We start from the raw sequence: 20,946 nt of genomic DNA, 5'->3' as shown, positions 1-20,946 counted from the left end.
CCTGTGTCCTCGTTGCCCTATTTCGCATGTCTGCCTCCTCCATAGATCTCCCCGCCCTCACTCAGTCCATCAAGGACTGGGGCCGTGAACTCGGCTTTGCCCACGTCGGCATCGCCGGTGTGGAACTGGCTGAGCACGAACAGCACCTGGAACGCTGGCTGGCCGCCGGCTATCACGGCGAGATGGAATACATGGGCGCCCACGGCAGCAAGCGCTCGCACCCGGACGAACTGGTGCCGGGCACCCTTCGGGTCGTTTCGCTGCGCATGGACTACCTGCCCGGCGATACTCAGATGGCGCAGCGCCTGGCCCAGCCGGAAAAAGCCTATATCTCGCGCTACGCCCTGGGCCGCGACTATCACAAGCTGGTGCGCAAGCGCGTCCAGCACCTGGCCGAGCGCATCCAGAAGGAAATCGGTCCGTTCGGCTTCCGCGCTTTCGTCGACAGCGCCCCCGTACTGGAAAAAGCCATCGCCCAGCAAGCCGGCCTGGGCTGGATCGGCAAGAACACCCTGCTGCTCAACCGCAAGGCCGGCAGCTATTTCTTCCTCAGCGAACTGTTCGTCGACCTCGCGCTCCCGGTGGACGAGGCCCAGGCCACCGAACATTGCGGCCGCTGCAGCGCCTGCCTGGATATCTGCCCGACCAAGGCCTTCGTCGGCCCTTACGTGCTGGATGCGCGGCGCTGCATCTCGTACCTGACCATCGAACTGAAGAACGCGATCCCCGAAGAACTGCGCTCGATGATCGGCAACCGGGTGTTCGGCTGCGACGATTGCCAGATCGTCTGCCCCTGGAACCGCTTCGCCCGCCCGACGGTGGAGGGTGATTTCCAACCGCGCCATGGCCTGGACAACGCCGAGCTGGCCGAGCTGTTTCTCTGGGATGAAGAGCGCTTTCTCGCCAGCACCGAGGGATCGCCGCTACGCCGCGCCGGCTACGAGCGCTGGCTGCGCAACCTGGCGGTGGGGCTGGGCAATGCACCGTCGACCATTCCCGTGCTGGAAGCCCTCAATGCCCGCCGCGACTACCCGTCCGAGCTGGTCCGCGAGCACGTCGAGTGGGCACTGCAGCAGCACGCCGAACGCCAGGCGTGCCCCGCCTGAGGCAGCGCCCGCCAATCAATGGTCGTCGTTGTAGTGAAACTTGGGCATTTCCCAGTGGAAACGAATCGCCAGCAGGCGCAGCAGGAAGCCGCCGAACAGGGTGATCAGGATCGATTGTTCGGCCGGCAGTTGCAGGTGCACGCAACCTAGGTAGCACCAGGCCGCGGCGAAGGACACGCTGGCATACAGTTCGCGGCGGAAGATCAGCGGAATATCGTTGCAGAGAATGTCCCGCAAGATGCCGCCAAACACGCCGGTGATCATCCCGCTGATGGAGGCGACCAGCATGCTGTGGCCCAGCTCCAGCGCGGTCATGCAGCCGATCAGGGTGAACGCCACCAGGCCGATGGCGTCGAGCACCAGGAACAGCGAGCGCAAATGCCGCATCAGCGGGGCAATGAAGATGGTGATCAACGCCGCCACACTGGTCAGCACCAGGTATTCCGGGTGTTTGACCCAGGTCAGCGGGTAGTGGCCCAGCAGCACATCACGCACCGAACCGCCGCCCAGCGCGGTGACACAGGCGATCAGCACCACGCCGAACCAGTCCATGCCGCGACGACCGGCAGACAGGGCACCGGTCATGGCTTCAGCGGTGATCGCAATCAGATAGAGCATCAACAACATGGTGCAGGTCCAGGCAGAGGGACGCGCAGTCTAACCAGTTGCCTCAAGCACCAAAAGGGGGCGCCAGAGCGATTCGTGGCACCCCGACAGGGCTTAGAACTTGATGAAGTGCTCGCGGTAGTGGCGCAGCTCGGCGATCGACTCGCGGATGTCGTCCAGCGCCAGGTGGGTGCTGCCCTTCTTGAAACCGTCGCGAACGTCCGGCGCCCAGCGACCGGCCAGTTCCTTGAGGGTCGAAACATCGAGGTTGCGGTAGTGGAAGTAGTTTTCCAGCCCGCGCATGTGGCGGTAGAGGAAACGGCGATCCTGGCAAATGCTGTTGCCGCAGATCGGCGACTTGCCCTTGGGCACCCACTGCTCCAGGAAGGCGATGGTCTGCGCCTCGGCCTCGGCCATGTCGATGCGGCTTTCGCGCACGCGCTGGGTCAGGCCGGAGTTGCCGTGAGTGCGGGTGTTCCACTCGTCCATCCGCGCCAGGACGTCGTCGCTGTGGTGGATAGCGATCACCGGACCTTCGGCCAGGGTATTGAGATCGCTGTCGGTGACAATGGTCGCCATCTCGATGATGACGTCGCTGTCGGGATCCAGACCGGTCATTTCCAGATCGATCCAGATCAGATTCTGTGGGTTCTGCATAGCTCTGCTCCTCGGTAGGTGCGCAGTTTAGCCTAGTGGAGCGTGCTAAACTCGACGCCGTTTCAACATCCCCGCTTTAAACGACGAGACCTCCATGGCCAAACGCCAGCTCAACCGCCGCCAAAACTGGCGCATCGAAAAGATCCAGGAAGAGCGTGCCGCCCGCGCCGCCAAACGTGAGGGGCGCGCCCTGGAGGTGCTCGAAGGCGGCGACCTCGGCCCTGAACAGACCGGCCTGGTGATCGCGCATTTCGGTGTGCAAGTGGAGGTCGAGGCCGAGCAAGGCGACGAAGCCGGCCAGGTATTCCGTTGCCACCTGCGGGCCAACCTGCCCGCGCTGGTGACCGGCGACCGTGTGGTGTGGCGCGCGGGCAACCAGGGTATCGGCGTGATCGTCGCGCAACTGCCGCGCAGTACCGAGCTGTGCCGCCCCGACAGCCGTGGGCAGCTCAAGCCGGTGGCAGCCAACGTCGACCTGATCGTCATCGTCTTCGCCCCGGCCCCCGAGCCTCACGCCAACCTCATCGACCGCTACCTCGTGGCCGCCGAGCACGCCGGTATCCGGCCGCTGCTGCTGCTGAACAAGGCCGACCTGATCGACGAGCAGAACGCCCCGGCACTCAACGCCCTGCTGGCGGTGTATCGGCAGCTCGGCTACCCGCTGCTGGAGGTGTCCGCGCACCACGGCAATGGCATGGAACAGTTGCAGACCATACTCGACGGCCACATCAGCGTGTTCGTCGGCCAGTCCGGGGTCGGCAAGTCTTCGCTGGTGAACAGCCTGCTGCCGAATGTGCAGTCCCGCGTTGGCGAGCTTTCGGAATGGTCCGGCCAGGGTCAGCACACCACCACCACCGCCCGCCTGTATCACTTCCCTGGCGGCGGCGAGCTGATCGACTCCCCGGGTATTCGCGAGTTCGGCCTGGTCCACGTCAGTCGCGCGGATGTCGAAGCCGGTTTCATCGAGTTCAGCACGCTGCTCGGCAATTGCCGCTTCCGCGACTGCAAGCATGACCGCGAGCCTGGTTGTGCACTGCTCAAGGCCCTGGAGGACGGCAGCGTCCAGCAACAACGGATGAACAGCTACCGCTCGATCATCGCCAGCTTGCCGCAAGACACCTACTGACCCTTTGGGTGTTGCCGGGAACGGGAACACCCAATGTAGTCCCTATCTGTAGGGATGTTCATACACAGATGTAGGATGCTTCTTTGTTTCTGGCCGTCTATTGCCGGGCCAACGGAATTCACTGATCGTCGCGCTTTCACCTGAAAGGACGCCAGTGATGCCTGTTTTCATCAGTTACCGCCACCCTGATCGCCTCGATGCGTTCGTGATCAACGAACGGCTCAAGCTCGAAGGCATCAATACCTGCCTCGAACTGCTCGACCCGGAGGCCCGACAGACCACCGACGATATCTGCAGCCTGCTCAACAACAACATCAACGCCTGCACCCACATGATCACCGTACTTGGCCAGAGCGGCGCCGAAGATTGGTGGATACCGTTCGGCCTCGGCAGCGCGACCCAACTGAACCGCAGGCTGGCCTTCTACCAGTGCGAAGGCACCCTGCCAGCGTACCTCGAACGCTGGCCCACCCTGAGCCGGCGCGAACATATCGATCTGTTCGTCAGTGCCTACCATGACGAACAGACTTTTCGCCGCGCCATCAGCAAGGATGCCGCGCAGGCCAACCGCAACAACGCCGAGTTCTTCCACACCGATCTGAAAGCCCGCCTGCGCCGCGGCTTCTGAAAACAAAAACGCCCGCCTGGATCACTCCAGGCGGGCGTTTTTTTCGCCTGCGGCTTACTGCTTCTTGCCGGGCTCGTCCATCTTCAACACACCGTCTTCAAAGATGTTCAGCTTGTCGCGCAGTTCCAGCGGCTGCATCGGCTCGGGCTGCGGCTCACCCGGTGCAGCCGGATTCTGCTGAGTCCCTTGCGGCGCGCCGTTTTCCGGCGTCTCCGGCGCTTTCTGCTCGCCTTCGATCGCACGCTGAGCACGCTTGGTCAGGACCACGATGTCGATACGGCGGTTGACCGGGTTCAGCGGCCTCTCCCGATCGAACAGCGACGACGAGGCATACCCCACCACCCGCGCAACCTGGGTATCGGGATAGCCACCCGCGACCAGCGCACGACGGGCAGCGTTGGCACGGTTGGCCGAAAGCTCCCAGTTGCCGTACTCACCGCTGCCTGCGTACGGCTTGGCGTCGGTGTGACCACTGATGCTGACCTTGTTCGGCACCGTCTTGATGGTGTCAGCCATGGCCAACAGGATGTCTTCGAAATAAGGCTTCAACCGCGCACTGCCCAGGTCGAACATCGGCCGGTTCTCGGCATCCACGATCTGAATACGCAGGCCATCCTGGGTAATTTCGAAGAGGATCTGGTCCTTGAACTTCTGCAGCTCAGGGCTCTGCTCGACCTTGTTCTGCAACTCCTGCAGTACCAGTTCGAGGCGTTCGCGCTCGACCTGCTCGGCCAGGTTCTCGACCTGATCCTGATTGATGATGCTGCTGTCAGGCGTCGGCTCGGCCTTCTCTTCGGGGTTGATGGTCTTTTCCGGCGCCAGTTGCGGCGAACCACCCAGGTCGATGATGTAGGGCGTGCCGCTTTCGGAGAAGCCGATCGGGTCCTTGAAGTAACCGGCGATGGCGATCTTCTGTTCCGGCGTGGCCGTGGACAACAGCCAGAGCACGAGGAAGAACGCCATCATCGCCGTCGCGAAGTCGGCGAAGGCGATCTTCCACGCGCCACCGTGGTGGCCCCCGCCAAAGCGCTTTACGCGCTTGATGATAATCGGCTGATTATTTTCCATGGATCAGCGACCGCGGACTGCTTGTTCCAGCTCGGCGAAGCTCGGACGGTGCTTCGGATAGAGCACCTTGCGACCGAACTCGACCGCCAGCGAAGGCGGCATGCCGGAAGCCGAAGCGACCAGGGAGGCCTTGATCGCCTCGTAGACGTTCAACTCTTCCTTGGCATCGTGGGCCAGCGAGGTGGCCAGCGGGCCGAAGAAGCCGTACGCCGCGAGAATACCGAAGAAGGTACCCACCAGTGCCGCACCTACGTGCATACCGATGGCCGCCTGGTCACCCTCACCCAGCGACGCCATGGTTACCACGATACCCAGTACCGCCGCGACGATACCGAAACCGGGCATGCCGTCAGCGATACCGGTCACCGCGTGGGACGGGTGCTCCAGCTCTTCCTTCATGCTCAGCAGTTCCATGTCGAACAGGCCTTCCAGCTCGTGGGGAGCCATGTTGCCGGTGGACATGATGCGCAGGTAGTCACAGACAAACGCGGTCATGCGTTCGTCTTTCAGCACCGCGGGGTATTTGGCGAAGATCGGACTGGAGGCGGCATCTTCGATGTCGCCCTCGATCGCCATCATGCCTTCGCGGCGGCTCTTGTTGAGGATTTCGTAGACCAGACCCAGCACTTCTATATAGAAGGTGTGCGAGAAGCGGCTGCCGAACATGCTCAGCGACTTCTTGATGACGTGCATGGTCATGTAGCCGGGGTTGGCCTGCAGGAATGCGCCAAAGGCTGCGCCGCCGATGATCATCACCTCGAAAGGCTGGATCAGGGCCGCGATCTTCCCGTGGGAGAGCACATATCCGCCTAGCACGCTCGCGAATACGACGATGATGCCGATAATTTTAGCCATAGATAGAAAGCACTTACTGTCGGGGTCAGGGTCGGGGCGGAAGTTAGTAAAACTCTTCTTCTACTTATCGGCAGTTCTGCGCCAGACTATAGCCAGTCAAGGCGAAAAGCCAGTTCGGCCACCTTCCAGCAAGCCTAGTGAAACCATCGTGCCAACTCAGAATCCGAAGACTCTCGATGCCTGGATCAAACTACTGGACGGCGCCAAGTTGCCCGTGCCTTGCCACAGCCACGATCGCGTAAAAGCCGCGATCGCCGACAGTCGCCGCTCGTTGCGCGACATTGCCGAGCTGATGCAGGACAGTCCGGCGCTGGTGCTGAGCGTGATGCGCGAAGCCAACCGGCATACCCATGCCAGCATCGCCGAGCCTGCGGAAAACCTTGAGGTCGCGCTCAACCGGCTCGGCCTGGCCCGCGCCGAAGCATTGCTGGATCGCCTGGAAACCGCACCCGTCGAGCAGATTCCCCTGGCCCTGCGCCAATTGCAGATGGTCAGCCAGCACGCCAGCCAGCAGGCCAGCGGCTTGTTCGCCAGTCGCCTGGCGCGGCTGTGGCAGGACATCCACTGGGGCAGCCTGCTGTTTCTCTCGCCGCTATGGCCACTGGCCCTGACCCATCCAAAGTTGCTGGAAGAATGGGAACTGCGCGTCGTGCACCGTGGCGAGCCCGCGCCCCGGGTCGAACGCGAGCTGTTCGGCGTGCGCCTGCTCAGCCTGTGTCAGGCCCTCGCCGAATTCTGGCGCCTGCCGACCTGGGTCACCCAGGGCTATCACCTGTTGCAGGAAGAACGCCGGCTGCTGGTCAAGGTCATGCACATCGCCCGCGATCACAAGAGCCCGCTGCGCCAGCAACAACGCCTGGACGCCGACCCTTCGTTGCGCCGCTGGCTGAACCAGCCGGCCAACACGGTGTTGCTGGCCAACGGCCTGGCGCTGTCGTCCCAACATGCGTGGAACAGTCCGCACTGCCTGCGCTGGCAGCAACTGATCAGCCTATACCTGCAGGTGCCGCTGGACGACGTGCAACAACAGGCACACCAACAGGCCGCGAAGAGCGCGCGCAATCACGCCATTGAAGGCGCGTTCCACCCGGCGCAGATGCTGATCTGGCCGTGGGACGCGCACTACATTCCCCGCGGCATGCTGCCGGCGGAGGCTCCCGATACCGAGGCCCTGGGCAACTGGCGCAAGTTCTGCGCCGACCTGCTCGCCGAACCCAGCCCGTTCTCCAACGCCATCCACCTGACCCGCTATGCCCGCGAAGCCTTGCAGGCCTGCGGCATGACGCGGGTACTGTTGCTGATGAGCGACAAGACCCAAAGCTACCTGCGCGTGCACCAACTGGCCGGGCTGCCCGAGCAGGCCGCCAGCCTGACCGTGCAGGTGGCCCACAGCAAGCTGCTGCAACGCCTGCTCAGCCAGTCTGCGCAACTGCGCCTGACGCCCGAAAACCACGCGCAGTTCGCTGCCCTGCTGCCCGCGCCCCTGCGCGCCCTGTTCCGCGGCGAGCATCTGCTGCTGCGTTCGCTGTCGAACAATGGCCGGGTGGTGATGGTGCTGATGGCCGACCAGGGCGGTGGTCCGTTCTCGGAAATCAGCGTGCAGGCGTTCGGCAAGACCGCCCAATGCATCGAGCGCGCCCTCACCACCTTCAGCAACCGCAGCGCCTGACCCATGCGCTACAATCGCCCCCTCTGTTCCGAACTGGAGACTCTGGATGACTGACTTTTCCGGCTTGCCACTGGTGATCGAACCGGCTGACCTGCAGGCCCGCCTCGACTCGCCAGAGCTGATTCTGGTCGATCTGACCAGCGTCAATCGCTACGGCAGCGGCCATGTTCCAGGGGCTCGTTTCGTCGATCCCAAGCGCACGCAACTCGGCCAGCCACCAGCACCGGGCCTGGCGCCGGCGAAAGCCGAGCTGGAAAAACTCTTCGGTGAACTGGGCCATCGCGCCGATGCCACCTACGTCGTCTACGACGACGAAGGCGGCGGCTGGGCCGGGCGCTTCATCTGGCTGCTCGATGTGATCGGCCACAAGCACTACCACTACCTCAACGGTGGCGTGCAGGCCTGGCCGGCCAATAACCTGAGCACCGAGGTTCCCGCCAGCGCCGGTGGCCCGGTCAGCGGTGCTGCACGAAGAGCCCACCGCGACCCGCGAATACCTGCAAAGCCGGCTCGGCGCCGCCGACCTGGCGATCTGGGACGCGCGCAGCCCTGCCGAGTACCGCGGCGAGAAAGTCCTGGCCGCCAAGGGCGGGCACATTCCCGGCGCAGTGAACTACGAGTGGACTGCCGGGATGGACCTGAACGATGCCCTGCGCATCCGCAAGGACATGCCGCAGATCCTCGAACAGCTCGGTATCAGCAAGGACAAGGAAGTGGTCACCCACTGCCAGACTCACCACCGCTCGGGCTTCACCTACCTGGTGGCCAAGCACCTGGGCTACCCACGGGTCAAGGCGTACGCCGGATCCTGGGGCGAATGGGGCAACCATCCGGACACGCCCGTCGAAGTTTAAGGAAACTCAATGAAATCCCGTTTGTTCATCATCAGCCAGTACCTGCTGCCGCATCACCTGCTCTCGCGTCTGGCCGGCTGCGTCGCCGAATGCCGTGTGCGCTGGTTCAAGAATGCCTTCACCGCGTGGTTCGCCAAGCGTTATCAGGTCGACATGTCCCAGGCCCTGGTCGAAGACCTGACCGCCTACCAGCACTTCAACGACTTCTTCACCCGCGCCCTCAAGCCGGGCGCCCGCCCGCTGGACGAAACCCCGGGCGCGATCCTCTGCCCCGCCGACGGTGCAGTCAGCCAGCTCGGCCCGATCGAGCACGGCCGCATCTTCCAGGCCAAGGGCCACAGCTTCAGCGCGCTGGAACTGCTTGGTGGCGACCCGGCCAATGCCGCGCCGTTCATGGGCGGCGAGTTCGCCACCATCTACCTGTCGCCGAAGGACTACCACCGCGTGCACATGCCGCTGGCCGGCACCCTGCGCGAAATGATCTACGTTCCTGGCCGTCTGTTCTCGGTGAACCAGACCACCGCCGAAAACGTCCCCGAGCTGTTCGCGCGCAACGAGCGCGTGGTCTGCCTGTTCGATACCGAACGCGGACCAATGGCTGTGGTGTTGGTGGGTGCAATGATCGTCGCCTCGATCGAGACGGTATGGGCCGGTCTGGTCACACCGCCGAAGCGTGAACTAAAGACCGTCCGTTATGACGAAGCCTCCCGCGCGCCGATCCACCTGGAAAAAGGTGCCGAGCTGGGACGTTTCAAGCTGGGTTCGACCGCTGTCGTGCTGTTCGGGCCGGATCAGGTGAAATGGGCAGAAAGTCTCGGTGCCGGTTCGCCGGTCACCATGGGTCAGGGCCTGGCCCTGCCGGCTTCGCAGGCCGCCACCGACGCCTGATCGGGAAAGCCGCGACACGCTTGAAAAAGCAAACCGCCCCCGGTTCCGGGGGCGGCTCTTCAACCTGAAGCCTTACTCCAGACGACTACGGAAGCCGATCGGCCCTTCGTTGTCATAGGTATTGGTGCCGTCGAGGCTCTTGCCCTCGTCGTTCGATTTGACGTTCAGAGCGATGACGCTCTGGTTGTCACGGCCGCCGATCACCCATTCGCCGCCCGGATGCCAAGGTGCGTCGTTGCCGCCCCACTGGTTCTGGACTTCATAACGGTTCTGCGCGACGCGCTTGGCCTGGAACCCAATCGGGCCCTCGCCGGTGTAAGTGATGCTGCCCTTGAAGGTCACGCCACCATCACCAGAACGGATGTCGACATTGACAACCTTCTGGTTGTCCCGCGCACCGAGCTGCCAGGTTCCACCCGGATGCCATGGTGCACTGCTACCACCCCATTGGTTCTGAACTGCATACTTGTTCGCCATGAACTTCATCTCCTTGAAGTTGCTGGTGGGGGCCGACAAGTCATCTCGCCGGCCATACGGCCCTCGGGATTGGGACCGTATGCAGGCAAGCCTAGACAGGCTTCAAAGATCGTCAGGGAGCAAAGGACGAATGGTTAGAACCGTTCGATCTATCATGCATTTCCTTCGCGATCACGCATCCCCAGCAGATACAGCACGCCGTCGAGGCCCAAGGTGGAGATGGCCTGCTTGGCCGATTGACGCACCAGCGGCTTGGCGCGGAACGCCACGCCGAGGCCGGCAATGCCCAGCATCGGCAGGTCATTGGCACCGTCGCCAACGGCGATGGTCTGCTCCATCTGCAAACCTTCCTTGCGTGCCAGCTCGCCGAGCAGGTCGGCTTTGCGCTGAGCGTCGACAATCGGCTCGACAGCCACGCCGGTAACCTTGCCGTCGACCACTTCCAGTTCGTTGGCGAACACGTAGTCGATGCCCAGCTTGGCTTGCAGTTGCTTGGCGAAGTAGGTGAAGCCGCCGGAGAGGATGGCGGTCTTGTAGCCCAGGCGCTTGAGTTCGGCGAACAGGGTTTCAGCACCTTCGGTCAGGCGCAGCGAGGCGCCGATTTCGTCCAGCACATTGACGTCCAGGCCCTTGAGCAGCGCCAGACGCTCCTTGAAGCTGGCGCGGAAATCCAGCTCGCCGCGCATGGCGCGCTCGGTGATTTCCGAAACCTGTTCACCAACGCCGGCAGCCTTGGCCAGCTCATCGATCACTTCAGCTTCGATCAGCGTCGAGTCCATGTCGAATACCGCCAGGCGGCGATTGCGGCGGAACAGTGAATCCTGCTGGAAGGCGATGTCGACGTTCAGTTCCTGGGCGACGCTGAGGAACTCGGCACGCAGGGCCTGGGGATCAGCCGGCTCGCCGCGCACGGAGAACTCGATGCAGCCCTTGCCCTGGTCCACCGGGGTGTCCAGCGCCACACGCCCGGACAAACGATCGATGTGATCGATGTTCAGGCCGTATTTGGCGGTGATGGAGCTCACGCGCTGCAGTTGTTCGGCGGTGACCTTGCGGGTCAGCAGGGTGACGATATGGCGCGGCTTGCCCTGACCGTCGACCCAATTGCGGTAGTCGGCTTCCGAAACCGGGGTGAAACGCACTTGCTGGTTCAGCTCGTAACCGGTGAACAGCAGGTCCTTGAGCACCGAAGAACCCTGCTCGGTGTCAGGAATCTCAACCAGAATGCCGAAGGACAGCGTGTCATGGATCACCGCCTGGCCAATATCGAGAATGTTCACACCGCCGCGCGCCAGGACGCCGGTAATGGCCGCGGTCAGACCCGGACGGTCCTCACCGGTGATGTTGATCAAGACGATTTCGCGCAAGACGGGCTCCGAGTCGTGGAAAAAGTGCGCATTCTACCGCGTTTTGCAGACCATCGGGCGCAGCGATACTTTGCCGGGTCAAGGGCGGTCGCTATACTGCGCAGCAATTTCTCCGTCATAAAGAGCCGCGCTCAGTGAACCGGCCCACGCCCGTCAAAACCGACAACTTCTTCCTGCTGATCTTTCGTGCCCTGCGTCAGCGTCGCGTGCCCCTGGCATTGCGCATTGCCTGTCACAACATTTTCCTGGTTGCCCTGGCGCTGGTGATCTACGCCTGCGTGATGGGTTTGCAGTTCAAGGAAGCCATGCATGAACAGGCCGATGCCCTAGGGCAGAGCCTGACCACTCAGACCGCAACCTCGGCGACCGAACTGCTGGTGTCCAACGACATCCTCAGCCTCAACGTGCTGCTTGGGAATCTGGTGAAGAACCCGCTGGTCGCCCACGCGGCGATCTACAGCGTCGACAACCGGATCCTCGCCGAAGCCGGCCAGCGCCCGAAAAACAGCCTGCTGGGTGAAGCCGAAGGTCTGTACCAGACCAAGATCACCTTCCAGGACGTGACCGCAGGCCAGTTGCGCATCAGCCTGGACATGAGCCAGTTCCAGCAGCCGATGACCATCAGCATGCAGAGCATGGGCATCCTCGCCGGCATCCTGCTGGCGCTGGCGCTGACCATGAGCCTGCGTCTTGGGCGCTATGTCTCGACGCCGCTGCTGCAACTGCGGGTCTGGCTGCGCGATCTGGACGAATACACCCCGGCCACCGAGCGCCAGGACGAAATCGGCGACCTCGCCCGCCAACTCCACGCCCGCTTCGCGCCGCCACCGAAGGCGCCAGAGCCCGAGCCGGAACCCGAAATCGAAGATGATTTCGAGGAAGACGCCGAGCCGGCCTTCCAGGTCCGCAACCTGCGCGACCCGAGCTTCGACGAAACCCCGGCGGTGAGCCGCCCGGCGCTGCGCGCCACGGAAGACGACGAAGATGACGACGCCTTCGCCGACCTGCGTGACGATTCCGCGCCTGTTGCTGCTCCGGTTGCGCCCGCAGCGCCGCGCCAGCCACAGGCCAGCGCCGTGCTTGCCGTGCAACTGGGCTCGCAGGAGCAACTGCGCCGCCTGCCACGGACTCGCCTGACCGAGTTGCTGGAGCGTTATCGCGACTGCCTCGAACAGGCTGCCTCGCTGTATGAAAGCGAAGTCCAGCACCTCAACGACGGCAGCACCCTGCTGCTGTTCCACAGCCGGGACAGCGGTGAGGATTACCTGACCAACGCGATCTGCTGTGGCGAGTTGCTGCGCGCCCTCGGCCATGCGCTCCAGGTCGAAGTGGCCGACAGCGGCATCACCCTGCAGTTGCAACTGGGCCTGGTGGTGGGTGAAGACCTCGAAGGCCTGAGCCAGATCGACCTGCTGCTGACCGAGAAGGCCCAGGACGCCCTGGCCCTGTCGCAACACAGCCGTAACCTGCTGCTGGTGGAGCGCAAGATCGGCGACGACACCTTGATCCGCCAGCGCGCCCGCATTCGCCCGATCGCCAGCCCCGAGGGTGCCTGCTGCGTGGAGCGCTTGATGGAGCCGTATCCATCGATGCTGGAACGCCAGTTGGCGCGGATGCATGAGCGGCAGGTGAAGAACTGAAGTCACAGGCTTGTGGGAGTGCCGTCTGGCCAACTCCCGCAGGTTTCAGCCCAATAAAAAAGCCCGCATCGCTGCGGGCTTTTTTGTGTCTGGTGACCCGTCCTGAATAAGGTTTACACCTTCTGACCTTATTTCAGGAGGGAGCAATGGATTCGGGGAAAAGGCGCAGCCAGCGCGATTACACGCAGGCTTTTAAATTGTCAGTGGTCGACCAGGTCGAAAAGGGCGAGTTGAGTTATAAAGAGGCTCAACGGCGCTATGGTATCCAGGGCCGGTCTACGGTGTTGGTGTGGCTACGCAAACATGGTCGGCAGGATTGGAGCCAGGGCGCGTCTATTCGAGTGCCGAGGAACAGGTCCATGACCGAGCCAACGCTACCGCTCACACCCGAGCAGCGGATCAAAGAGCTTGAAGAACAGCTTGCACTGAGTAATCAAAAGGCTCAGTTCTTTGAAGCTGTCGTGAATGTTCTGAAGAACGACTACGGTGTATCCGTCGCAAAAAAGCGACCCGGCAAGTCCTCGCGCAAGGGCAAGTCAAAGACCTGAGTATTAGCAGGGCTTGCCTGTTCATGGGTATTTCACGCCAAGCTTACTACAAGCGCAATCGAGCTTTTGATGCCAAGGCTAGCACCGCTCAAAAGGTCGTGGATTTCGTTCTGGAAAAGCGCCGGCGTCAGCCAAGGCTGGGAACACGCAAGCTGCACTATTTGCTGCATGCCGAAGCAGAAACGGCATTGCAGGTGGGGCGGGATCGTCTGTTTCACATCCTGCGAGAAGCGCGAGAACTGGTCCCTCGCAGGCGGGCCTACCACAAGACAACTCACAGCCATCATCGATTTCGCCGTCATCCCAACCTACTCAAGGCAGGCCCGCAGCAGATCGTCGCCAGTGGTCCTGAGCAAGTTTGGGTAGCGGACATAACCTATCTGCCGACCCAAGAAAGCGTTGCTTATCTGAGCCTAATCACTGACGCCTACTCGCGAAAAATAGTGGGGCATCATGTGCATGAGAGCTTGCATACAGAGTCGGTGCTCAAAGCACTGAAGAAGGCTGTAGGGGGAAGGAAAACCAAGCAATCCCTGGTTCATCACTCAGACCGAGGGGTGCAATATTGCTCCGAGCTTTATCAGCGTTTTCACGTCAAGCATGGGGTCACTTGCTCGATGACCGATGGCTATGACTGCTATCAGAACGCTATGGCGGAGCGAATAAACGGAATTTTGAAGACGGAATTTTTGCTGCATCGCCCCAAGAACTTGGCCGACGCGGTAAAAATAGTTGATGAATCGGTACTGATCTACAACGCGGAGCGGCCACATCTGGCCTTGAAATACAAAACGCCCGATGCGGTGCATCGGGCGTTTTGAGACTGAAACAGGTGTAAACCTATTTCAGGACTGGACATGGTGAACTCAGAAGCGGAACACTTCCATGTCCGTGCGGATCGGCGAAGCCATCGGGATCTTCGGCTTTTCAGGCTCCTTGCGGACCTGTACCGGAGCGGCTTGCTTCTTCGGCGGTGCTTCTTCAACGATTGCCGGCTGGTTGGCCAACGGTTTCAACGCCGTGCTCAACTGCTCGGCCAGACGCTGCAGCAACTGGCCCTGGGCCTGCACCTGCGCCGAGGAACTGCCGGCATGCGGCTGTTCAAGGTGAATGATGCGGTTATCGCGAACCTGACCACGACGGTCCAGCAGACGCCATTGCGCATCGAGGATCGCCGGTTGGTTCGCACCCGAGTCCAGGCGAGTGATCGACAGCAGCACCTGCACATCAGGACTGAAGCCGGTGCTGGCCGGAGCCAGGATCACGCGCTGGCTGTCCAGGCGCCATGCCAGTTGGCGAACCAGCAGTTGATCAATATCAGCGGAAAGACTGCCCGCCCAACGACCATCCGTCGCCGCGGTGAGGCTGCCATCGTTTTGCCGCTGCAGCAGCGTCTCACGCTGCAGGTAGTCGGCGACCGATACCGGACCCAGCACTACAGCCATACCGGCACTTTGCTTCGGTTGTCCTGGCTCGCCACTGTCAAGCTGATACAAGGCGACCGGCTGGTGCATGCTGCACCCTGCCAGGCCCAGTACGCCCGTGAGCAAGAGAACAAATGGAAGGCGCAGAAAAGTCATCATCCCATCCAGGCGGCCACCACACGGCACCGCAGTGATACTCATGAATTCATTCGGGCACCCAGCCACGCTGGCACCACAGGGCGCCTATCATCCGCGAAATCAAGCTCTAACTCCAGTGTTTACGCCCGGAACGTGTGGGAAAAACCCCGTTCCAGGCGTCTGGAACGCTTACTCCGGATTGTCGACCAACAACGCATCGACCCGCTGGAAGCCGCGCGGCAGTTTGTTGCCACGGCGTCCGCGCTCGCCTTTGTAATGCTCCAGGTCTTCACCCTTGAGCGATAGCGTACGCTTGCCGGCTTGCAATACAAGGGTCGCGCCATCAGCCAGAACGGCCATATCCGTGACGTATTCCTCACGGCTGGCCACCCGGTCACCAGGAATCCCGATGATCTTGTTACCCTTGCCTTTGGCCAACTGCGGCAGGTCACTGATCTTGAACACCAGCAGGCGACCTTCGGTCGTCACCGCTGCCAGCCAGTTCTGTTCGCGGTCTGCCACCGGACGAGGTGCAAGCACCTTGGCACCGTTGGGCAAACTGAGCAGCGCCTTGCCGGCCTTGTTCTTGGCCTGCAGGTCCTCGCCCTTGACCACGAAGCCGTAACCGGCGTCGGAGGCGATCACGTACAGCGCATCGTCATCCGGCAGCAGCACGCATTCGAAGGAAGCGCCTGGCGGCGGTGTCAGACGACCGGTCAGCGGCTCGCCCTGGCCCCGCGCCGACGGCAGGGTGTGAGCTGCCACCGAGTAGCTGCGGCCGGTGGAGTCGACAAACACCGCGAATTGGTTGGAGCGCCCCGCGGCCGCCACCTTGAAGCCGTCGCCGGCCTTGTAGGAAAGGCCCGTCGCGTCGATGTCGTGGCCCTTGGCGCAGCGTACCCAGCCCTTTTCGGACAGGACAACGGTTACCGGTTCGGTCGGCATCAGCTCGTTTTCCGACAGCGCCTTGGCTTCTGCCCGGGCGATGATCGGCGAGCGGCGATCGTCGCCATAGGTTTCGGCGTCCTTGATCAGTTCGGTGCGCACCAGCTTGCGCAGCTTGGCGTCGCTGCCGAGCAGGGCTTGCAGCTTGGCCTGCTCCTTGAGCAGTTCGTCCTGCTCGCCGCGGATCTTCATCTCTTCCAGCCGCGCCAGTTGGCGCAGACGGGTTTCGAGGATGTACTCGGCCTGGATCTCGGTCAGCTCGAAGCGGGCAATCAACGCCTGCTTGGGGTGGTCTTCGGTACGAATGATGTGGATCACTTCGTCCAGGTTCAGGAACGCAACCAGCAAGCCATCCAACAGGTGCAGGCGACGCTCGACCTTGTCCAGGCGGAATTGCAGCCGGCGGCGCACCGTGTTGATGCGGAACTCCAGCCACTCCACCAGCAGTGCGCGCAGGTTCTTCAACTGCGGGCGACCATCCAGGCCGATGATGTTGACGTTGACGCGGTAGCTGGACTCCAGCTCGGTGGTGGCGAACAGGTGCTGCATCAGTTCGTCCAGCTCGACCCGGTTGGAGCGCGGGATGATGACGATCCGGCACGGGTTCTCGTGGTCGGACTCATCGCGCAGGTCGGCGACCATCGGCAGCTTTTTCGCCTGCATCTGCGCGGCAATCTGCTCCAGCACCTTGGCACCGGAAACCTGATGCGGCAGCGCGGTGACGATGATGTCGCCGTCTTCGATGCGGTACACCGCACGCATGCGGACCGAGCCGCGACCGGTTTCGTAGATTTTCAGCAGGTCGGCGCGCGGGGTGATGATTTCCGCTTCGGTCGGATAGTCCGGCCCCTGGATATGTTCGCAGAGCTGCTCGACGGTGGCCTTTGGCTCATCGAGCAGGCGCACGCACGCCGAGGCGACTTCCCGCAGGTTGTGCGGCGGTACGTCGGTGGCCATACCGACAGCGATGCCGGTGGTGCCGTTGAGGAGGATATTCGGCAAACGTGCCGGCAACACGGCGGGTTCGTCGAGGGTGCCGTCGAAGTTCGGCACCCAGTCCGCGGTGCCCTGCCCCAGCTCGCTGAGCAGCACTTCGGAATAACGCGACAGCCGCGCTTCGGTGTAGCGCATGGCCGCGAAGGATTTCGGATCGTCCGGCGCACCCCAGTTGCCCTGGCCGTCGACCAGGGTGTAGCGATAGCTGAACGGCTGAGCCATCAGCACCATGGCTTCGTAGCAGGCCGAATCGCCGTGGGGGTGGAATTTACCGAGCACGTCACCGACGGTACGCGCCGATTTCTTGTGCTTGGAGTCGGCATCCAGGCCCAGCTCGCTCATGGCGTAGACGATACGCCGCTGGACCGGCTTCAGGCCGTCGCCGATGTGCGGCAGCGCCCGGTCCATGATCACGTACATGGAATAGTTGAGGTAGGCCTGTTCGGTGAAGTCAGCCAGTGACCGGCGCTCTACGCCGTCGAGGCTGAGATCAAGGGAGTCGCTCATGCGGGCCTCATCATTTCAAGGTCTGGCGCAGCAGCAAGGTGCCGCCGCGCTGGGTGAATTCAAGTTGTTTCAGGGCACTCATGCCCAGCAGTACCTGTTCGCCATCGAGCCCCGGAACCACCAGGGCGCGAACGTCGCGCAGGAGGATATCGCCCAATTGCAGGCTGTCCAGACGGGTCCGGTAGCCCTCGGTCCGGCCGTTGGCGGTACTGACGGTCACCGGGGCGCCGCGCTCCAGGCCGAAACCACGGGCCAGGGGCTCCGGGATCGCCACATCCGTGGCCCCGGTATCGAGCAAAAAATGAACAGCCTGACCGTTGATCAGGCCGTCAGCAACGAAGTGGCCCTGGCCATTACCGGCCAGGCGCACCTCGACGTAACCCTCACCGTGCTGTGAGGTGATCTGGCTGTTGGGGTTCATCTGCTTCTCTTCCCAGGCGCCGAAAAAGCGCGTGGCGAGAAACAACCCGGCTGCCCAGGCCAACACCATGAACACCCGCCCGATGCGCTGACCCGGCGACTGGCTCATTTCTTCGCGCTCCAGCCGCCCTTCGGCGCGGCGAACCGCCAGACCACCGGACGATCCTCGCCATCCGCACGCGTGCCGCCGTTGTTGTCCAGGCCGATCCAGGCACCTTCGGCGTCGATCACCAGGGCCTCGGCCAGGCCGTAAGGCTGGGTGTAGCGCCGCGAATCGACCAGCGCATCAGCGGCGAACGACCAGCAACGCTCTACCACACCGCTCTGCGCGTCACGACGGCAGATGCGGTAGGCGTTGCGCTCAAGGGTAAACAGTTTGCCCTCGAACAACGCCAGATCGGAAAAGTCCCGCGAGACTTCACGCGCCTTGGGAAACTGCTCCGGCTGCATCTCGGTGCCGGCTTCGCTGAGCAGCACACAGGAATCGCCGCAGGTCCAGGTGGTCTGCTTGCGATTGATCAGCAGCAGGCCGCGGCGCTCGCGCTCGGCCGCCAGCCACAGATGGTCACCCGCCGGGCTCACCGCCAACCCTTCGAACAGGGCGTTGAAGTGCAGCAACATGCCACTGGCGCGGGCCTGGCGGATCATGCTCGGGTCGATTCGCAGCCAGGTCGGCGGCCCGTCCTGCGGGACTTGCAGCACCGCGGCGTGGGCTTCGCTGACGATGTAGTGGTTACCCGCCGCGTCGCAACTCAGGCCCTCGAAATCGAGGTCACCGCCGCGCACCAGCGAGGCGGCCCATTGCCGCGAGCGCAGGCCCAGCGGAAAACCGGCGTCCGGCACCGGCGGCACGGCCAGTTGCAGGCCGGTGGCCTGCCAGACCTGGGCGCTGGTATCGAGCTTGTAGAGCAGATCGTCGTCGCGGTCGGAGATTGTCCACAGCGCACCGCTGCACATCGCCAGCCCCGACAGATTGCCGCCGCGCATGCCTTCGACCGGATGCTCGGAGAGCATCTTCAGCTCCGGCCAGGGCTCGGCCAGCGAAGGCAGCGCGACCAGCGACAGCAAGGTCGCCAGCAGCAGACGGATCAAGCCATGACCTCGGCCAGGTTGCCGTTGCTCTCCAGCCAGGTCTTGCGGTCGCCCGCGCGCTTCTTCGCCAGCAGCATGTCCATGATTTCGCGGGTGTGCTCGAGGTCGTCGAGGGTCAACTGGACCAGGCGGCGGGTGTTCGGGTCCATGGTGGTTTCGCGCAGCTGCGGCGGGTTCATTTCGCCCAGACCCTTGAATCGGGTGACCTGCGGCTTGCCGCGCTTCTTCTCGGCCACCAGGCGGTCGAGGATGCCGTCACGTTCGGCTTCGTCGAGGGCATAGTAGATTTCCTTGCCCAAATCGATGCGGTACAGCGGCGGCATCGCCACATAGACGTGGCCGGCTTCCACCAGCGGGCGGAAATGCTGGACGAACAGGGCGCAGAGCAAGGTGGCAATGTGCAGGCCGTCGGAGTCGGCGTCGGCGAGGATGCAGATCTTGCCGTAGCGCAGTTGGCTCAGGTCGGCGGCACCCGGGTCGACACCGATGGCCACCGCGATGTTGTGCACTTCCTGACTGGCCAGGACTTCACCGCCATCCACTTCCCAGGTGTTGAGGATCTTGCCGCGCAGCGGCAGGATCGCCTGGAATTCCTTGTCCCGGGCCTGCTTGGCCGAACCACCGGCGGAGTCACCCTCGACCAGGAACAGCTCGGCGCGCATCGGGTCCTGGCCCGCGCAGTCGGCCAGCTTGCCCGGCAGCGCCGGACCCTGGGTGACACGCTTGCGCTCGACCTTTTTGCTCGCCTTGAGGCGACGACCGGCGTTGTTGATCGCCAGTTCGGCCAGTTGCATGCCCAGTTCAGGATGCTCGTTGAGCCACAGGCTGAAGGCATCCTTGACCACGCCGGAGACGAACGCCGCGGCCTCGCGGGAGGACAGGCGTTCCTTGGTCTGACCGGAGAACTGCGGCTCCTGCATCTTCATCGAGAGCACGAAACTGATCCGCTCCCAGACGTCTTCCGGCGCCAGCTTGACGCCGCGCGGCAGCAGGTTGCGGAACTCGCAGAACTCGCGCATGGCATCGAGCAAGCCCTGGCGCAGGCCGTTCACATGGGTGCCGCCCTGAGCTGTGGGGATCAGGTTGACGTAGCTTTCCTGAACGCTGTCGCCGCCCTCGGGCAGCCACAGCAGGGCCCAGTCCACGGCTTCCTTGTTACCGGCCAGGCTGCCGCAGAACGGTTCGTCGGGCAGGCGCAGGAAGTCGCTGACGGAGTCGACCAGGTAGGAACGCAGGCCGTCTTCGTAATGCCACTCGACCTTCTCGCCGGTGCCCTTGTCCTCGAAGCTGACCAGCAGCCCAGGGCACAGCACGGCCTTGGCCTTGAGCACATGTTTCAGGCGGCTGATGGAGAATTTGGGCGAGTCGAAGTATTTCGGGTCCGGCGAGAAATACACGCTGGTGCCGGTGTTGCGCTTGCCGACCGTGCCGATGACTTCCAGGTCGCTGGCCTTGTAGCCATCGGCGAAGGTCATCTGGTACTCGTTGCCGTCACGCTTGACCCGCACGCGGACCTGGTTGGACAGGGCGTTGACCACCGAGATACCCACGCCGTGCAGACCGCCGGAGAACTGGTAGTTCTTGTTGGAGAACTTGCCGCCGGCGTGCAGCTTGGTGAGGATCAGCTCGACCCCGGACACGCCCTCCTCGGGATGGATGTCCACCGGCATGCCGCGACCGTCGTCGCAGACTTCCAGGGAATGGTCGGCATGCAGGATCACCTGCACCGAACGGGCATGCCCGGCCAGGGCTTCGTCGACGCTGTTGTCGATGACTTCCTGGGCCAGGTGGTTGGGGCGGCTGGTGTCGGTGTACATGCCCGGACGCTTGCGTACCGGGTCAAGGCCCGAGAGGACTTCGATGGCGTCTGCGTTATAGGCGCTAGCGCTGGGATTGGCCATGGGTTCTCGTCGTCATTCGTAGATGAAAATAAGC

At 62.9% G+C, this 20,946-nt stretch carries 18 protein-coding genes and 1 pseudogene; 8 read left to right on the top strand and 11 right to left on the bottom strand.

Going from position 1 to position 20,946, the window contains the following annotated elements; translation table 11 throughout:
• The first annotated feature begins 26 nt into the window (after positions 1-26).
• Positions 27-1,106 carry a tRNA epoxyqueuosine(34) reductase QueG gene (queG, locus tag HWV67_RS30660; protein WP_175653938.1) on the top strand — a complete coding sequence of 360 codons (1,080 nt, stop codon included), beginning with the start codon at positions 27-29 and terminating at the stop codon, positions 1,104-1,106.
• A gap of 15 nt (positions 1,107-1,121) precedes the next feature.
• Here queG and HWV67_RS30655 read toward each other — a convergent pair whose 3' ends face one another.
• Together HWV67_RS30655 and orn are read right to left on the bottom strand one after the other, a co-directional pair.
• Complete coding sequence (locus HWV67_RS30655) at positions 1,122-1,733, bottom strand: trimeric intracellular cation channel family protein (RefSeq protein WP_095155942.1); 612 nt, start codon at positions 1,731-1,733, stop codon at positions 1,122-1,124.
• A 93-nt stretch (positions 1,734-1,826) separates the two neighbouring features.
• Positions 1,827-2,369, bottom strand: a complete 543-nt coding sequence (orn, locus tag HWV67_RS30650; RefSeq protein WP_175653937.1) for an oligoribonuclease — start codon at positions 2,367-2,369, stop codon at positions 1,827-1,829.
• 94 nt (positions 2,370-2,463) lie between these two features.
• Here orn and rsgA point away from each other — a divergent pair, with 94 nt between their 5' ends.
• Both rsgA and HWV67_RS30640 read left to right on the top strand, forming a co-directional pair.
• The gene (gene rsgA / locus HWV67_RS30645; RefSeq protein WP_095155940.1) at positions 2,464-3,495 is read left to right on the top strand and encodes a small ribosomal subunit biogenesis GTPase RsgA; all 1,032 of its coding nucleotides are present in this window, start codon (positions 2,464-2,466) and stop codon (positions 3,493-3,495) included.
• 157 nt (positions 3,496-3,652) lie between these two features.
• Positions 3,653-4,123 carry a toll/interleukin-1 receptor domain-containing protein gene (locus tag HWV67_RS30640; protein ID WP_175653936.1) on the top strand — a complete coding sequence of 157 codons (471 nt, stop codon included), beginning with the start codon at positions 3,653-3,655 and terminating at the stop codon, positions 4,121-4,123.
• Between the two features lie 54 nt (positions 4,124-4,177).
• Here HWV67_RS30640 and motB read toward each other — a convergent pair whose 3' ends face one another.
• Complete coding sequence (gene motB, locus HWV67_RS30635; RefSeq protein ID WP_175653935.1) at positions 4,178-5,191, bottom strand: flagellar motor protein MotB; 1,014 nt, start codon at positions 5,189-5,191, stop codon at positions 4,178-4,180.
• 3 nt (positions 5,192-5,194) lie between these two features.
• Complete coding sequence (gene motA, locus HWV67_RS30630) at positions 5,195-6,046, bottom strand: flagellar motor stator protein MotA (protein ID WP_175653934.1); 852 nt, start codon at positions 6,044-6,046, stop codon at positions 5,195-5,197.
• 148 nt (positions 6,047-6,194) lie between these two features.
• On the opposite strand from motA, the gene HWV67_RS30625 reads away from it, so the two are divergent.
• The 3 genes and pseudogenes from HWV67_RS30625 (at position 6,195) to asd (ending at position 9,457) form a co-directional block, all read left to right on the top strand.
• Positions 6,195-7,715: an HDOD domain-containing protein gene (locus HWV67_RS30625; RefSeq protein WP_256680243.1), complete on the top strand. Its 1,521-nt coding sequence runs from the start codon at positions 6,195-6,197 to the stop codon at positions 7,713-7,715.
• Positions 7,716-7,761: 46 nt separating this feature from the next.
• A pseudogene (locus HWV67_RS30620) lies at positions 7,762-8,569 on the top strand (rhodanese-like domain-containing protein).
• A gap of 9 nt (positions 8,570-8,578) precedes the next feature.
• Positions 8,579-9,457 carry an archaetidylserine decarboxylase gene (asd, locus tag HWV67_RS30615; RefSeq protein ID WP_110971442.1) on the top strand — a complete coding sequence of 293 codons (879 nt, stop codon included), beginning with the start codon at positions 8,579-8,581 and terminating at the stop codon, positions 9,455-9,457.
• Positions 9,458-9,529: 72 nt separating this feature from the next.
• Here asd and HWV67_RS30610 read toward each other — a convergent pair whose 3' ends face one another.
• Together HWV67_RS30610 and serB are read right to left on the bottom strand one after the other, a co-directional pair.
• Complete coding sequence (locus HWV67_RS30610) at positions 9,530-9,934, bottom strand: lectin OAA family protein (protein ID WP_175653933.1); 405 nt, start codon at positions 9,932-9,934, stop codon at positions 9,530-9,532.
• Positions 9,935-10,086: 152 nt separating this feature from the next.
• Positions 10,087-11,301, bottom strand: coding sequence for a phosphoserine phosphatase SerB (gene serB, locus HWV67_RS30605; protein ID WP_095155932.1), 1,215 nt, complete (start codon positions 11,299-11,301; stop codon positions 10,087-10,089).
• Between the two features lie 134 nt (positions 11,302-11,435).
• On the opposite strand from serB, the gene HWV67_RS30600 reads away from it, so the two are divergent.
• Positions 11,436-12,941, top strand: a complete 1,506-nt coding sequence (locus tag HWV67_RS30600; RefSeq protein ID WP_175653932.1) for a histidine kinase — start codon at positions 11,436-11,438, stop codon at positions 12,939-12,941.
• A gap of 146 nt (positions 12,942-13,087) precedes the next feature.
• Positions 13,088-14,310 (top strand): IS3 family transposase gene (locus HWV67_RS30595; RefSeq protein WP_175651691.1). Its coding sequence is split into 2 segments (ribosomal slippage): positions 13,088-13,439 and positions 13,439-14,310, totalling 1,224 coding nucleotides; the frame shifts between segments, so codons are not numbered across the junction.
• Between the two features lie 45 nt (positions 14,311-14,355).
• Here HWV67_RS30595 and HWV67_RS30590 read toward each other — a convergent pair.
• The 5 genes from HWV67_RS30590 to parE form a co-directional block, all read right to left on the bottom strand.
• Positions 14,356-15,069, bottom strand: coding sequence for a PqiC family protein (locus HWV67_RS30590; protein ID WP_095156117.1), 714 nt, complete (start codon positions 15,067-15,069; stop codon positions 14,356-14,358).
• Positions 15,070-15,240: 171 nt separating this feature from the next.
• Positions 15,241-17,499, bottom strand: a complete 2,259-nt coding sequence (gene parC / locus HWV67_RS30585; protein WP_095155930.1) for a DNA topoisomerase IV subunit A — start codon at positions 17,497-17,499, stop codon at positions 15,241-15,243.
• Positions 17,500-17,509: 10 nt separating this feature from the next.
• Positions 17,510-18,028: a retropepsin-like aspartic protease family protein gene (locus HWV67_RS30580; protein WP_175653931.1), complete on the bottom strand. Its 519-nt coding sequence runs from the start codon at positions 18,026-18,028 to the stop codon at positions 17,510-17,512.
• The gene (locus HWV67_RS30575; RefSeq protein WP_175653930.1) at positions 18,025-19,011 is read right to left on the bottom strand and encodes an esterase-like activity of phytase family protein; all 987 of its coding nucleotides are present in this window, start codon (positions 19,009-19,011) and stop codon (positions 18,025-18,027) included. Before HWV67_RS30575 ends, HWV67_RS30580 begins: the two co-directional genes overlap by 4 nt.
• The gene (parE, locus tag HWV67_RS30570; protein ID WP_110971448.1) at positions 19,008-20,912 is read right to left on the bottom strand and encodes a DNA topoisomerase IV subunit B; all 1,905 of its coding nucleotides are present in this window, start codon (positions 20,910-20,912) and stop codon (positions 19,008-19,010) included. The genes HWV67_RS30575 and parE overlap by 4 nt, the downstream gene beginning before the upstream one ends.
• Positions 20,913-20,946: the final 34 nt, after the last annotated feature.

The organism is Pseudomonas sp. Marseille-P9899 (assembly GCF_903166565.1).
Taxonomy (GTDB): Bacteria; Pseudomonadota; Gammaproteobacteria; order Pseudomonadales; family Pseudomonadaceae; genus Aquipseudomonas; species Aquipseudomonas huaxiensis.
The sequence above is the reverse complement of the archived record's forward strand: the minus strand, read 5'-3'. Positions and strand labels throughout refer to the sequence as shown.